13 protein-coding genes are annotated in these 14,648 nt (G+C 63.6%); 3 read left to right on the top strand and 10 right to left on the bottom strand.

The features are described from left to right. Positions 1–131: 131 nt before the first annotated feature. Positions 132–407, bottom strand: a complete 276-nt coding sequence (locus BN2476_RS48255; RefSeq protein WP_087735433.1) for a hypothetical protein — start codon at positions 405–407, stop codon at positions 132–134. Positions 408–638: 231 nt separating this feature from the next. Next, positions 639–1,886 (bottom strand): cupin domain-containing protein, encoded by a 1,248-nt coding sequence (locus BN2476_RS17550; protein WP_087735432.1) that lies wholly within the window; start codon positions 1,884–1,886, stop codon positions 639–641. Positions 1,887–1,918: 32 nt separating this feature from the next. On the opposite strand from BN2476_RS17550, the gene BN2476_RS17545 reads away from it, so the two are divergent. Next, positions 1,919–2,470, top strand: coding sequence for an FKBP-type peptidyl-prolyl cis-trans isomerase (locus BN2476_RS17545; protein WP_087735431.1), 552 nt, complete (start codon positions 1,919–1,921; stop codon positions 2,468–2,470). Here BN2476_RS17545 and BN2476_RS17540 read toward each other — a convergent pair. From BN2476_RS17540 to BN2476_RS17525, 4 genes are all read right to left on the bottom strand, one after another. Beyond that, positions 2,450–3,838, bottom strand: a complete 1,389-nt coding sequence (locus BN2476_RS17540; RefSeq protein WP_173819633.1) for a hypothetical protein — start codon at positions 3,836–3,838, stop codon at positions 2,450–2,452. The two genes, BN2476_RS17545 and BN2476_RS17540, sit on opposite strands and share 21 nt — an antisense overlap. Beyond that, a complete protein-coding gene (gene mutS, locus BN2476_RS17535) occupies positions 3,825–6,503 on the bottom strand; it encodes a DNA mismatch repair protein MutS (RefSeq protein WP_087735429.1) in 2,679 nt (892 codons plus the stop codon). The genes BN2476_RS17540 and mutS overlap by 14 nt, the downstream gene beginning before the upstream one ends. Positions 6,504–6,629: 126 nt before the next feature. After that, on the bottom strand, positions 6,630–7,928 hold the full coding sequence (gene lplT, locus BN2476_RS17530) for a lysophospholipid transporter LplT (protein WP_087735428.1): 1,299 nt from the start codon (positions 7,926–7,928) through the stop codon (positions 6,630–6,632). Between the two features lie 145 nt (positions 7,929–8,073). After that, entirely contained in the window at positions 8,074–8,877 is an 804-nt protein-coding gene (locus tag BN2476_RS17525) for an inositol monophosphatase family protein (protein ID WP_087735427.1), read from the bottom strand. Between the two features lie 421 nt (positions 8,878–9,298). Here BN2476_RS17525 and BN2476_RS17520 point away from each other — a divergent pair, with 421 nt between their 5' ends. Then, positions 9,299–10,126: an RNA methyltransferase gene (locus tag BN2476_RS17520; RefSeq protein WP_235850868.1), complete on the top strand. Its 828-nt coding sequence runs from the start codon at positions 9,299–9,301 to the stop codon at positions 10,124–10,126. Between the two features lie 355 nt (positions 10,127–10,481). Further along, positions 10,482–11,300 (top strand): serine O-acetyltransferase, encoded by an 819-nt coding sequence (gene cysE / locus BN2476_RS17515; RefSeq protein WP_087735525.1) that lies wholly within the window; start codon positions 10,482–10,484, stop codon positions 11,298–11,300. A 160-nt stretch (positions 11,301–11,460) separates the two neighbouring features. Here cysE and BN2476_RS17510 read toward each other — a convergent pair whose 3' ends face one another. The 4 genes from BN2476_RS17510 to BN2476_RS17495 all read right to left on the bottom strand — a co-directional run bounded on the left by BN2476_RS17510 (position 11,461) and on the right by BN2476_RS17495 (position 14,566). Next, the gene (locus BN2476_RS17510) at positions 11,461–12,261 is read right to left on the bottom strand and encodes a UDP-2,3-diacylglucosamine diphosphatase (RefSeq protein WP_087735425.1); all 801 of its coding nucleotides are present in this window, start codon (positions 12,259–12,261) and stop codon (positions 11,461–11,463) included. A gap of 67 nt (positions 12,262–12,328) precedes the next feature. After that, entirely contained in the window at positions 12,329–12,823 is a 495-nt protein-coding gene (locus BN2476_RS17505) for a peptidylprolyl isomerase (RefSeq protein WP_012400789.1), read from the bottom strand. 282 nt (positions 12,824–13,105) lie between these two features. After that, positions 13,106–13,687: a peptidylprolyl isomerase gene (locus tag BN2476_RS17500; protein ID WP_087735424.1), complete on the bottom strand. Its 582-nt coding sequence runs from the start codon at positions 13,685–13,687 to the stop codon at positions 13,106–13,108. Between the two features lie 75 nt (positions 13,688–13,762). After that, complete coding sequence (locus BN2476_RS17495; RefSeq protein WP_087735423.1) at positions 13,763–14,566, bottom strand: tetratricopeptide repeat protein; 804 nt, start codon at positions 14,564–14,566, stop codon at positions 13,763–13,765. Between the last annotated feature and the right edge of the window lie 82 nt (positions 14,567–14,648).

Raw genomic sequence — 14,648 nt, 5'->3', positions numbered from 1 at the left:
TCGATATAAAAGACGGCGCATAAAACAAAACGCCACGGACTGAAATCCGTGGCGTTTTGTTTTTCCGCCCGGGAAGCCCTCTGGACTTCCCGTTGCAGTTTTCGCCCTGAGGGCGAACCCTGTGCTACAGCTTACTGGCTTGCGCCCGAAGCCGGAGCAGCTGCCGATGCAGCACCTTCCGAAGCAGCAGCGCCTGCGTCCGAAGCAGCAGCAGCCGGTGCCGAAGCGGGGGCTTCGCTCGCAGCAGCAGCGCCCGAAGCAGCAGCGCCCGTATCCGAAGCAGCAGCAGCCGGTGCCGAAGCAGCAGCAGCGTCGCTAGCCGGGGCAGCCGCCTGGTCGCTGCTCTTGTTGCATGCAGCCAGTGCCACAGCTGCCAACAGGGATGCTACGAGGAGGGATTTCTTCATGATCACGTCCTTTTATGGTTAAAGGTAAGCAACAGCGCAAAATAATACCGGTAATGTGCTCCAACACCGACCTGGGCCGCTGGTGGAGACCGCACTTCATGAGCGTGAATCTTCCCTACGGCTTGGGCGGAAATTATATGCACTTTCGTATCGACCGTCGACAAATCCGGGGCCAATACGTTGTCTTTCTCAGACAATTTTTCGCTATACGGTATAACAGCGGAGCGAATCTTATCGCAGTTCACCCATCTGTATCCAGCCCGCACGATACCACTCGTGAAGTAGTGCTGTCATCGACGATTGCGGTGAGAGTGTTACAAAGCGTTTCGCACTCAGAGAGCGGTTGTCGGCGAGTTCAATCACCCAGTTTTTCACGCCTGCAAGCCTGCTTTCTTCTCCGTTCAGGTAATAAGAGCGGCTGTCGTAAAGCAGCACAGTTTTGCGGTCGAGCCGCACGCCTTCCTTCATTGCGCGCCTCATGAAACGCGCTTCATCGAGCGGGCGCTCGGGCGAATCGAACACGACGCTCGGCTTCGGCTCGCTTAGATACGTGCCGAGGAACGAAGAGACATCCTTATCGCTCCAGTCGACCTTAGCAAGGATCGCGCCCACGCGATCGACCAGCGCAGGAGGCAGTTCCGCCGGGCGTTCGACAGCGGGTTGCTGCGGATCGCGATAGAGCGCGGAACCATTCGGCGATGCATGTGCCTCACCGCGTTCGGCGAGGTAGTAGAGGAACTGCGCAGCCAGTTCGCTCGTGGAGGGCGCGCGAAAGCCGATCGAGCATGTCATGCATTCGCCTTGCGCGACGCCGTCATGCGCGATATGAGGAGGCAGGTAAAGCATGTCCCCTGGCTCCAGCACCCATTCCTCTTCCGGCTCGAAGTGCTGCAGCACTTTCAACGGCAGGCCCGGCTGCAACGACAGATCGCGCTGCGCGCCGATGCGCCAGCGTCGCGTGCCATGAACCTGCAACAGAAAGACGTCGTAGGAATCGAAGTGAGGACCGACGCCGCCGCCGTCCGTCGCGTACGAAATCATCAGATCGTCGAGTCGCGCGTCGGGCACGAAGCGAAAGCGGTCAAGTAAGGCGCGTGCGCGGTCGTTATGCAGATCGACGCCTTGCACAAGCAGTGTCCACGCACGTTGCTTGACGGAAGGCAATTCGTCTGCAGCAAACGGGCCGTGCTCGAGCTGCCATCGGTTGCGAAAGTGCGTGATGAGGCGCGATTCGACGTCGTCCTGATCGGCGAGTTCGAACAGCTCGTCACGTGCAAGCGGCGCGACGATGTCAGGGATCGCCTGGCGGATCAGAAGGGGCTTTTTCTGCCAGTAACGTCGCATGAATTGCGACGGCGTCAGGTTGCCTAACAGAGGTGTGGGCTGGTCAGGCGAGGGTGCCGACGAAGCGGAAACGGAAGTAGGGGAAATACGCGCTGAAGCTTTGGCAGCGGGGTAGTGAGGGGGCCGCACGGGCATCGTATAATGTGAGTCGTAATCTGGAGAATCGAATGAAAATCGTAAAGAACACCGTCGTATCGGTCGCGTACAAGCTGTCGGATGCGCAAGGCAATCTGATCGAGGAAAGCGACGAGCCGATGGTTTATCTGCACGGCGGCTATGATGGCACGTTCCCCAAGATCGAGGAAGAGCTCGACGGCCATGAGCCCGGCTTCGAAACCCAGATCCAGCTGGAGCCGGTGGACGCGTTCGGCGAGTACGATCCTGAGCTCGTGAAGATCGAGCCGCGCAGCCGTTTCCCAGAGCCGCTCGAAGTCGGCATGCAGTTCGAAGGCACGCCTGAAGAGGGCGATGAAGATCTCGACTCGCTGATCTACACGGTGACGGACGTCGCCGAGGACAAGGTCGTGCTCGATGGCAATCATCCTCTCGCGGGCATGGCGCTGCGTTTCAAGCTGACGGTGAAGGACGTGCGTGAAGCGACGGAAGACGAAATCCAGCACGAGCACGCGCACGGCGCGAGCGGCCTCGAAATCGCCGATGAGGACGACGACGAGGACGATGCCGACGACGCCGCACCGTCACGGCCGACGCTGCACTGAACTCGCAGGGTTGGTGCCCGGGCCGATGCCGGGGTAGACGCCGGAAGGCTGGGCAGTTCCCGAAGCGGGCGCGTAAGCGCCCGTTGTCGCGTCTGGTGGGACGTATCGGTACGTCGTGCCGTTGCTGGTGCTGCCGGCGTCGTTGTCGTTGCTCGAATCGGGCGATGGCGCTCGCGGTGGTTCGGGCAGAATCGGCGGCAATTCGGAAGCGGGTGCGGAGCCCGGCACAGCGGGCATCGAAGGCGGCATCGGCGGTGCCGTGTACTCGTTATGCGACGGCAATGTCGGTGCCACAGGCAGCGGCAGACTCTTCGGCACATTCTGCACGCTTACGCGAAACGGCGGCCGTTTCGCAAGATCGGCATCGATCTGTATCCACTGGTTCTGAGGATTGCGCGGAGCGAATGCGATGCGCGTCAGATTCGTGACCAGGTCACCTTTATCGTTGCGCAACGGTTGATCGATCATGAAGCCCGCGTGCATTCGATCGTTATCCTGATGAATCACGACGACGGGTCCGTGAAACGTCTCGGCCAGCTTCACGAGGCTGCGCTTGAATTCCAGAAAGCCGTCGCGCTTCGCCTTGCGGCCGAAGCGCAGCCACGCGAAGCGCTCGGGACGCTCGTAACGTTCAGGGTCGAAGTCGCCCTGAAGCAGCACGACGATCGCGCGGGCGTTGTGCCGCTTCGCATACTCGGCGGCGTGGTCAAGCCAGAACGCGTTGGCGATCACGCGGTCTTCGAACTCGCCGTTGCGTCCGCCCGCATACAGGAAATGATTGTTCGGTCCCGGCACGTTCAGGCCGACGAACACGGTATCGCCGACCTGCCAACGCACGTTCTCCCGATACGTACGAAAGCGCGACACCTCGCTTTCGCGCACGAGCGGAATCGGATTTTGCCCCATCGATGACGTATCCGCGAAGAGCGTCTGCCTCAGCAGATCGAGCCGTTCGACGGGGTCATAGCCGCCCGCTTCCTCCGTGCCGCAATCGGCCCAGTCGTGTTGTCCCGGAATGAAAACGAGCGCGGGCTTCGACATTTCGAGCAGCGCCTGGCGCGTTGCGAACAGCGAGTCGCGGCACGCTTCCTTGCCGCTTTTCAGATTGCCGTCGTAGACGATGAACGAAATGTCGGACTCGCGTCCGATCGCCTCGAGTAGCCGTTGCGTTTGCGCTTCGTCGGCGGGACTTTGCAGTGTGCCGCCGATGACGGCGAACGAGTAGCGCGGCTCCGATTCCTTCGCGAACGACGCACGGCCAGGCAAGGCGAGCGACACGGCGGCCACGAGCGCGATAGCCAGCGCCGCGCCTCGCGAGCGGCGATGCCCCGACGATGCGTGGCGAGCGTACGCGTCAGTGCTGCGCATCTGGCGACTTGGCCAGTTCATGCAGTTCGAACAGCAGGTCGAGCGCATCGCGTGGGCGCAGATCGTTCGGATCGATCTCGCGCAGCCGCTCGACCAGCGCCTGCATGGCGGGGTCCAGCGCAGGCGCGGCGGGCTCGTCGTCGGCGTCTTCGAGCACTGACACGGGCGCTGCGAACAGATCGAGTTGCGGCGCAGGCTGCGCGGCCGACTGCTGTTCCAGATACGCGAGATGCTTGCGCGCCGCGCGAATCACGGCGTTCGGCACGCCCGCCAGTTGCGCGACCTGCAGACCGTAGCTCTGATTGGCGGGACCTTCATTGACGGCGTGCAGAAACACGATGCCATGCCCATGCTCGACGGCCGACAGGTGTACGTTCGCCGCATGCGGAAATTCGGCGGGTAGCTGCGTCAGCTCGAAGTAGTGCGTCGCGAAGAGCGTGTGGCAGCCGTTGTGCGCCAGCAGATGGCGCGCGATTGCCCACGCGAGCGCAAGGCCGTCGAACGTCGATGTGCCGCGGCCGATTTCGTCCATCAGCACGAGGCTTTGCGGCGTTGCGTCGTTCAGGATCGCGGCGGCTTCCGTCATTTCGACCATGAATGTCGAGCGCCCGCCCGCCAGATCGTCGGCGGCGCCGATGCGCGTGAAAATGCGGTCGATGGGGCCAAACGACGCGCGGCGCGCCGGGACATAGCTGCCGACGTACGCCATCAGCGCGATCAACGCCGTCTGACGCATGAAGGTCGATTTACCGCCCATGTTCGGGCCGGTGATCAGCAGCAGCTTGCGTTCGGGACTGAGCGCGCAGTCGTTCGCGATGAACTGCTCGACTTGCGCCTCGACGACGGGATGGCGTCCTTGTTCGATGTCGATGCCGCCCGTCGGCGCGAAGCCTGGCGCGACCCAGTCGAGTGCGCGAGCCCGTTCGGCGAACGCGGCAAGCACGTCGAGTTCGGCGAGCGCCGAAGCGACGCGCTGGCAATCCGCGATGAAAGGCAGCAGCGCCTGCAGCAGCGCATCGTACAGCGCCTTCTCGCGCGACAGCGCGCGTTCCTGCGCGGACAACGCCTTGTCCTCGAAGGTCTTCAGCTCGGGCGTGATGTAGCGCTCGGCGTTCTTCAGCGTCTGACGGCGGCGATAGTCGTCGGGGACCTTGTCGGTCTGGCCGCGCGTCACTTCGATGTAGAAGCCGTGCACCTTGTTGTACTCGACGCGCAGATTGCCGATACCCGTCCGCGTGCGCTCACGCGTTTCGAGGTCGATCAGGAACTGTCCGCAGTTCTCCGAAATATCTCGCAGTTCATCGAGTTCGGCGTCGTAGCCGCGCGCGATCACGCCGCCGTCGCGCACCATCGCGGCGGGTTCCTCTGCGACCGCGTGCTTCAGCAGATCGACGCACTCGGCCGGCGGCTCCAGTGACGTGTCGATACGCTCGAGCGAATCGGCGGCCTGCGTGACGGCGGCCAGTTGCGTGCGCAGTTCGGGCAGCGCGATGAACGTGTCGCGCAGACTCGACAGATCGCGCGGACGCGCCGACAGCAGCGCGAGCCGCCCCGTGATCCGTTCGATATCCGAGATCTGCCGCAATGCGCCGCGCAGCGAGTCGAGACTGGCCTGGGGCGGCGCGTCGAGCAGCGCGCCGATCACCTGCTGGCGCGCCTGGGCAATCGCGGCATCGCGCGGCGGATGGTGCAGCCAGTGACGCAGCAGACGGCTGCCCATCGTCGTGCAGCACGTGTCGAGCAGCGAGCAGAGCGTGGGCGAATCCGTGCCGCGCAGCGTTTCCGTCAATTCAAGATTGCGGCGCGTGGACGGATCGAGCCCGATGTACTCCGATTCGTATTCGACCTTGAGGCTGCGCACGTGACGCAGTTGCTGGCCTTGCGTCGCTGCCGCGTACAGCAGCACTGCACCCGCCGCGCCGCACGCGCACGACAGCGAATGCGCGCCGAAACCGTCGAGGCTCGCGACTTCCATTTGATCGCACAGCCGCTGCGTGCCCGACGCGACATCGAAATGCCATGCCGGGACGCGCGTCATCGCGCCGAAGCCGGAAGGCAGCGTCCACGCATTCGATTCGGCGGGCGAGGGCGTGTCGGCGACGAGAATCTCCGCGGGACGGATTCGCTCGAGCGCGGCGGCGACCTGATCGGGCGCGACTTCGGCAAGACGCAGTGCGCCGCTCGCCAGATTCAGCCAGGCGAGGCCGACTGCCGACACCACGCCACGCCGGTTGTGCGCCGCGCACACGGCGAGCAGATACGTGTCGCTTTTGTCGGAGAGAAGCGCGGCGTCCGTCAGCGTGCCGGGCGTCACCACGCGCACGACCTTGCGCTCGACCGGTCCCTTCGATGTCGCCGGATCGCCGATCTGTTCGCAGATCGCGACCGACTCGCCGAGCTTCACCAGTTTCGCCAGATACTGTTCGACGGCGTGATGCGGCACGCCCGCCATCTTGATCGGATTGCCGCCCGACGCGCCACGCTGCGTGAGCGTCAGATCGAGCAGGCGCGCGGCCTTTTCGGCGTCGTCGAAGAAGAGCTCATAGAAATCGCCCATCCGGTAGAACACGAGCGTGCCCGGATGCTCCCCTTTAATGCGCAGATACTGCTGCATCATTGGAGTGTGTTGCGCGATGTCGTTTGCGGCTGCGATTTGTGTGCCCATCCTCGTGTCTTTCTTGCGTGACTGTTCAGGGCGTGAGTTTAACCCGTCGAAGCGTTGCGCGAACCTGGCCGGATGGCCAGGTTGCCGTCGCGATCTTTACACGGCTATGCTGCGCTCAGTCTTCGTTTATTCCTCGATCAGCGCGTGCATGTCCACCTTGTGCGCATTCGCGGCGCTGCGGCGTTTGGCGAGCCACATCATGCCCGTGATGAAGACGCCGAACACGGCGATGATCCACTGCACGGGCATCGTCGCCGTCAGCAGGATCGCGTAGGCACCGAGCATCAGCAGCACGGCGAGGTTCTGGTTGAAGTTCTGCACGGCGATCGAGTGGCCCGCCGTCAGCAGCGTCGCGCCACGATGCTGGAGAATCGCGTTCATCGGCACGATGAAGAAGCCGGAGAGGGCGCCGAGCAGAATCATCAACGGATAGGCGAGGATGATGTACGCGGGCGCGAAGAGCGTGCCGACGCGCAGCCCCGCGCCGGGTGGAAAGAGGCTCTTGCTGTAGAACGCCATCGCGATGGCGACGGCGCCCATCAGCAGCCCGACGGGCAGCACCTTCAGCGAACTGCGCAACGGAATCCATGCGGCGGCGGCCGCCGCGCCGATTGCGATGCCGAAGCCGGCCACGCCCTGCATCACGGCGGCCTTCGACAACGACAGCCCGAGGTTCGCGTCCGCCCATTTGAGCACGAGCAGTTGCAGCGTCACGGCGCCGCCCCACATCAGCGTCGTGACCCACAGCGCGATCTGTGCGAGACGGTCGGACCAGAGCACGTTGAAGCAGCGGGCGAATTCGCCGAGGAGTTGGCCGGGCTCGACGAGCCGGTTCGGATAGCGCGCGCCCGTGTCCGGAATGCCGAAGTTCAGCGCCCCCGCAATCGCATACGTGATCATCACGGCCAGCATCGCGAGGTCGGCGGCCGTGTGAATCAGCGGCAGTCGCGCGTGCAGGACGAAGTGCGACGCGTACGTGCTGATCAGCGCGCCGCCCAGCATCGTGCCCACGATCGTCGACAGCACGGTCGCCGATTCGAGCCAGGCGTTGGCAACGACGAGCTGTTCGGCGGGCAGCAGCTCCGTCAGAATGCCGTACTTCGCGGGCGAATACGCGGCCGCGCCGAAACCGACCACGCCGTACGCGATCATCGGATGCACGCCTGCGATCATCATCATGCAGCCGGCCGCCTTTAGCGCGTTCGAGACGAACATCACGTGGCGCTTTTGCAGCGCATCGGCGAATGCGCCGACGAACGGCGCGAGCAGCACATAGGAAATCGTGAAGAAAATCTGAAGCAGCGGCGTGACCCATGCGGGCGAGCGAATCACGGCAAGCAGCGCGATGGCCGCGATCAGGAGCGCGTTATCGGCGAGCGACGACACGAATTGCGCCGCGATGATCGTATAGAAGCCTTTCTTCATGGTCCCGATTGGAACACAGCGACGGCGTTCGTGCGCGGTGAGCCCCGCTTGCAGTGCATCTGGCAGCCCGTGGCGCCGCGCAGCAAAAGCGGCGCTCCCATACGAAAAAAGCGGCCGAAGCCGCTTGTCGAATGCACGCAGCGTCTTAGGCTGCTTGTTCCTTCGTGCGCGTGTAGCGCGACAGGATCGGAATCATCTGCGCGTATATCTTCGGGTTGCCCGCGACGATCTCATGCTTGTGCAGGAAGTCCGAATCGCCCGTGTAGTTGCCGACGAGGCCGCCCGCTTCCGTGATCAGCAGGCTGCCCGCTGCCATGTCCCACGCGCTTATGCCTTGCTCGAAGAAGCCGTCGAGCCGGCCCGCCGCGACGTTCGCCAGATCGAGCGCGGCCGCGCCCGGGCGGCGCAGGCCGGCGCACGCTTTCGTCATCTCGGCGAAGAGTTGCGTGTATGGCTCGAGCGTGTCCTTTTCGCGGAACGGGAAGCCCGTGCCGATCAGGCCGTCGGCGAGCCGGTCGCGGCGGCCGACGCGGATGCGCCGGTCGTTCAGATACGCGCCGCGGCCGCGCGATGCAGTGAAGAGATCGTTGCGCGTCGGGTCATAGACGACGGCTTGCGTGACGATGCCCTTGTGCGCAAGCGCGATCGACACGCAGTAGTACTGGAAGCCGTGGATGAAGTTCGTGGTGCCGTCGAGGGGATCGATGATCCACTGGAATTCGGACTCGCTGCCCGATTCGCCGGATTCTTCGGCGAGGATCGAATGATCGGGGTAGGCGGTGGTCAGCGTTTCGATGATGGCCGCTTCCGACGCCTTGTCGACCTCCGTGACGAAATCGTTGTGCTGCTTCTTGCTGACCTGCACGAGGTCGAGATCAAGCGACGCGCGGTTGATGATCTGCCCGGCGCGGCGAGCGGCCTTGACAGCGATATTGAGCATGGGATGCATGAGCCTGATCCTTGTGCCGGACGCGCATGGCAGCTGTCCGGTGTTGAGCTGAAAATAAGCTGTAAATCACGCGAAACGGGCGCCGGGCAAGACTGCGTCGAAGCCTGGACACACATTCCGTCGACGGAGACGAATTGAAGAAGAGCGATGCGCGGTGGCATGAGTGCCTTGTGACGGGCGGGCGGGCACGGCGCGAATGTCGGGATTTTACCTGAGTTTTATCTGGCTTTTGCCTGGACATCACGGGTCTCTGGCGGAATAGAGCCATCCTGGACCAACGGGGCAAGGCGAACGACAGGGGCGTCAAGCGGGCAACAAACCGGCAACAAACCGGCAACAAACGAAACATTAGCCAAACGGCAGATGGAAACGGAGCACGGCTTGGCGCTACCATTACTGTTTCCTTGCCATCCAGCTTATCGTGGTTCAAACGCCTTCATCACCCCAGTCCAATACCGCTTCCGACAGTGCGAACAGCATCGGCGGCGGCTTTACGTCGACGCGCTTCGTGCTCGTCCAGCCAAGTCATCCAGGCAACGTCGGCGCGGCGGCGCGGGCGCTGAAGACGATGGGATTCTCGCGCCTCGTGCTGGTGTCGCCGCGCTCGCCCGACGTGAAAAACGATCCGGATGCGATCGCGATGGCGAGCGGCGCGGACGACGTGCTTGCGTCCGCACATGTCGTGCCGACGCTCGCCGACGCGCTCTCGGGCGCGCAATGGTCGCTCGCGCTGACGGCGCGCGCCCGCGAGTACGGGCCGCCGCAGCTCGCGCCGCGCGCCGCCGCGATGCAGGCCCGCGAGCATGCCGCGCACGGCGATATCGCGCTCGTGTTCGGCAACGAGCGTACAGGGCTGTCGAATGAAGACGTCGAGCGGTGCAGCGCACTCGCGCATATTCCGGCCAATCCCGCCTATAGCTCGCTGAATCTCGCGCAAGCCATCCAGGTGCTGTCGTATGAGCTTCGCATCGCGTATCTGGTCGAAGGCGAGGGCGCGAACACGGAGCCGCCGCCGGGCAGCGCGGGCACGTTCGCCCCCAGCGACGAGATCGAACGCATGTACGTGCACCTGGAAAACGCGTTGATTGCGCTCGACTTCCTCGATCCCGGCAATCCGAAGAAGCTGATGTCGCGGTTGCGGCGGCTCTTCGCGCGCTCGGGTCTCGAACGCGAAGAGGTCAATATCGTGCGGGGGATCGCGAAGCACATTCTGCTGAAGGCCAAAGGGCGCGACGGCGAGCAGGAGTGAGTGCAGACCGGCCTGCGTTGCGTCCGGATACTAGTCTTTTGCGTCAGCGTTTTGCGCCAGCTTTTGCGTCCGTTGGCGCGTTGTGCGGAAGCTGCTGCGTGGCTGTGAGCATTCGAGGCAACCAGGCGGGGCGGCAAAAGCGCCAGCGGACGGGCTTGAACGCCCGATGCAGATGCACTTTCGCTCCTGGCCTGGCGCGCAAAATCTCAAGCCTTATCGATCGCGTGGACTTCCGGCAGCTTTTGCACATTCGCCCTACAATGACCCGAAAACGTCATAAGCAAAGCGCTCCGTCTGCAATGGATGCAAGCGGATGCAAACGGCAGCGCTCAATCCCTACGACAGCCTCACTGCCATGTTCACGAGACTCCGAGAAGACATTGCCACGATCCGCGAGCGCGATCCCGCCGCTCGCAGCGCCTGGGAAGTCCTCACATGCTATCCGGGCTTGCACGCGCTGATGTTCCATCGCTTCGCGCATGCGTGCTGGCGCGCGAAGCGCCGGTGGCTCGCGCGCTTCGTATCGCAGTTCGGCCGCTTCATGACGGGCATCGAGATCCACCCGGGCGCGACGGTCGGGCGGCGCGTGTTCATCGATCACGGCATGGGCGTCGTGATCGGCGAGACGGCTGAAATCGGCGACGACTGCACGATCTACCAGGGCGTCACGCTCGGCGGCACGTCGCTCACGCGCGGCGCGAAGCGCCATCCGACGCTCGAGCGCGGCGTGATCGTTGGCGCGGGTGCGAAGGTGCTGGGCGGCTTCACGATCGGCGCGGACGCGAAGATCGGCTCGAACGCCGTCGTCGTGAAGCCCGTGCCCGCGGGCGGCACGGCCGTGGGCAATCCGGCGCGCGTGATCGCGCCCGCCACGGCGACGGCTGCCCTGTCGCCGGCCGCCGATGCGAAGGCCGCCGATGCCAAGGCGGCCCCCGCGCGTGCTGCTTTCTGCGCGTACGGCATTACGCCGAACGCCGACGATCCCGTGTCGCTCGCGATCCATGGGCTGATCGACCACGCGGCGACGCAATCACAGCGCATCGACGAAATCGTAGCCGCGCTCGAGCGCCTCGGTGCGAGTCTCGAAGCCCTCCAGGGCGCCGATGGGGCGCTGGTGGATTTGCGTCGCCTGTCGGCGGCGATGGACGGGAAGGTCGAGGAAGCGGCGCGCTGATCAGGCGCTCGTTGCAAGCGGGACTCGAGGCACGCGCGAAGCACGCGTGCCCGTCAGTTCCGAACGGAGCGCAGCGCTGTCTTGAAGGATGGACAGGCTCGATTTGCCGGTCGCGAACCGCGCCGATGCATGCTCGCGCGCCCAACCGGGTCACGTCGCACTACTTGTCCAGCCGCAGCGCCTTGATCCCTTCTGAATCGATACGCACGTAACCTCCACGGCGCTCGCCGTGATCGAGGTCCCAATCGGGCAGCACCCAGCGCATGCCGCCTTTTTCGTGATGCAGCGCGGGCCGATGCGTGTGGCCATGAATGATCGTTGCCGTCTTCGTCTTCTTGAAGAGCGCGGCGATGCCCTCCGACGTCACGTCGTAACGCGGCGTTACGGGACGCATGCGTCCCGACTCGCTCGAGCGGCGCATCTTTTCGGCCAGCGCCTTGCGCCAGCGGTACGGCCACACCAGAAACAGCCACTGCGCGAATTGATTGCGCGCGAAGCCGCGAAAGTGCTGATAGCGGCGGTCCGCGGTGCATTGCGCATCGCCGTGCGTGAGCGCGATCTTGGTGCCGAATGCAGTGATGACGAACGGATCGGGCAGCCAGATCGCGCCCGCCGCTTTCATGAAGCGCTTGCCCAGCAGGAAGTCGCGGTTGCCGTGCATGATGTAGAGCGCGATGCCGCGCTCCGACAGCGTATGCATCAGCTTTGCCATGCGGGCGGGGAAGGGCTCGGCGAGCATGTCGTCGCCGATCCAGTATTCGAACAGATCGCCGAGGATGAAAACGGAATCCGCGTGCTCGGCCGTCACGTTGATGAAGTGCTGGAACGCGGCAACCGTGTGCGGGATCGACTCGCTCAGGTGCAGATCCGAGATGAAAAAAAACGGGCGCGCCGCGTGTGGGCGTTTGCCCTCGCCAGGCACGCCCGCAGCGACACTCCGCAGCGGCGTTTCTTGCAGCATTTGAAGTGTGCTTCTCTCAGTTGCTCAGCTCTTCGATAAGAAGTTGCTGACCGTTTGAGTAATCGTCTTACTCGACCACGACGGCCTTTTCGATGATCACGTCGTCGACGGGCACGTCCTGGTGAAAGCCCTTCGAACCCGTTTTCACCTTGCGGATCGCATCGACGACGTCGAGGCCTTCGACGACCTTGCCGAACACGGCATAGCCCCAGCCTTGCGGCGTCGGCGACGAATGGTTCAGGAAGTCGTTGTCGTTGACGTTGATGAAGAACTGGGCCGTCGCCGAGTGCGGATCATTCGTGCGCGCCATCGCGATCGAACCCTTCACGTTCTTCAGGCCGTTGTTCGCTTCATTCGCGATCGGCGCGTTGGTCGGCTTCTGCTGCATGCCGGGCTCGAAGCCGCCGCCCTGGATCATGAAGCCGTCGATCACGCGGTGGAACACCGTGTTGTCATAATGACCGGCCTTCACGTAGGCGAGGAAGTTCTCGACCGACTTCGGCGCCTTCTCGGCGTCCAGTTCCAGCTTGATGACGCCGTGGTTCGTGTGCAGTTCAACCATGATGTTTTCCTTTAGGTCTAAGTGAGTGGGGAGCGCGGTGCATGGCCATTTGAGCGGCCGGCAACCCGCGCCCGTGGCATGGTTAATTCCGGTGTAGCGCGAGCATGCGCTGCGTGGTTCGTCCCATGCATGCGGCTTGCGCGTCACCCTGTTTGCAAATGCGTCGTCCGCTATCGGGCGTCTTTCCGTGACGTCCGGGCGGCTCCCGTTTCCGTCCGGACGTCATGCTGCCTGTCAACGCGACTTGCCGGCAGCGACCTGCCGGCAGTCACATACCGACTGTCATTTACCGACAATTGTCGCCGACTGGATCACGATCTGCTTTTGCGGCACATCGCCCATCGGGCCGCGCGAGGTCGTCGGCGTTGCTTCGATCTTCTTCACGACATCCATCCCCGATGTCACCTTGCCGAACACCGCATAGCCGTTGCCGTCCGGATTCGGATAGTCGAGGCCCGCGTTGTCGACCGTGTTGATGAAGAACTGGGCCGTCGCCGAATTCGGGTCGCTCGTGCGCGCCATCGCGATCGCGCCCGTCATGTTCTTCAGTCCATTGCGGCTTTCGAGCGGGATCGGCGCGCGCGTCGGCTTTTCCGCGAAGCTCGTCGTATAGCCACCGCCCTGGATCATGAAGCCGGGAATCACACGATGAAAGATCGTCCCGTTATATTGACCGGATTTCACGTAGTCGAGGAAATTGGCGACCGTCTTCGGCGCTTTCTCAGGATACAACTCCACGCGGATATCGCCTTCCGACGTCTTCAAGAGAACGGACGGATGCGCAGCCTGTGCACCGTTCTGCGCAAAAGCCGGCGCATTTGCGATCAGGGCGGCGCTGCCGAGCGCCAACGTCAACCATTTCATGTAAATCCTCGGGGTGAACTCAAATGAGAAAAACGGCGGCCAACGCGCTGCCCGAAGGCATGCGCGCAAGCGCGCTCACTGCGACGGTGCAACGTACGGTGGGGTCGCCAGCGAACCGTTCGGGCCGCCGAACTGGAAGCCCGGCGTGTTGGTGATGTTCGTCGTGGCCCGATTCGTGTAATCGATGGTTTCGGTAGAGGGCCGCACGGTCTTTTTTGCAGCCGTCTTGCGCGGCGCCACGATCTTCTCGATGTCGGCGATACGCTGGTTCGTCGCGCCATTCGCGCTGCCCAGACTCTGGGCGCGTCGATAGGCCTGATCGGCCATGCGCAGATACAGGTCGCCGAGATTTTCATACGCGAGACCGTAGCCGGGGCTCGCCTTGACGGCCGTTTCCAGCGCGGCGCGCGCTTCCGTATAGCGGCCCTGCTTCGCGTAGAGCGCGGCGAGGTTGTTGTACGGCTCGGGCAGTTCGGGGTAGGTCTGCGTGAGTTCGGTGAAGGCGGCGATGGCTTCGTCGTCGCGGTTCAGGCGGGCAAGCACGGTGGCGCGCTTGAACTTCGCCTGGGCGTCGCGCGGATTCGCGGCGATGCGGTTGTCGAGCTGCGCAAGGGCGGCCGTCCAGTTCTTCTGCTCGATGGACACATCGGCGTCCGGCGTCACGTCGCGCACGGCGGCGCCGTGTGGAATGGTCGAAGCCTTTTGCGCCAGAGCCGGTGAAACGGGCAGGACCGTGAGGGCGAGGCCGCAGCAGACCGTGCCCGCTGCCGCGCTCAAAGCCGCCGCAAAAGTCGGGCGGAACGTGGCGCGAAACGTCGAACGGAGCGCCGTCGCGAAGAGGGGCTTGGCGCCTCGTGCGCGGCCGCTGGAGTGTTTCATAGGCTCAGGTCAGGATGTTATACTCCGACCCATTCTAACAAAAGGTCTGCGCGTTCCGTCGAGCCTCAGACTGTCTTTCGCC

It is taken from the genome of Paraburkholderia piptadeniae, assembly GCF_900007165.1.
GTDB lineage: Bacteria > Pseudomonadota > Gammaproteobacteria > Burkholderiales > Burkholderiaceae > Paraburkholderia > Paraburkholderia piptadeniae.
Note: the sequence above shows the minus strand (reverse complement) of the source record. Positions and strands in the feature narration are given on the sequence as shown.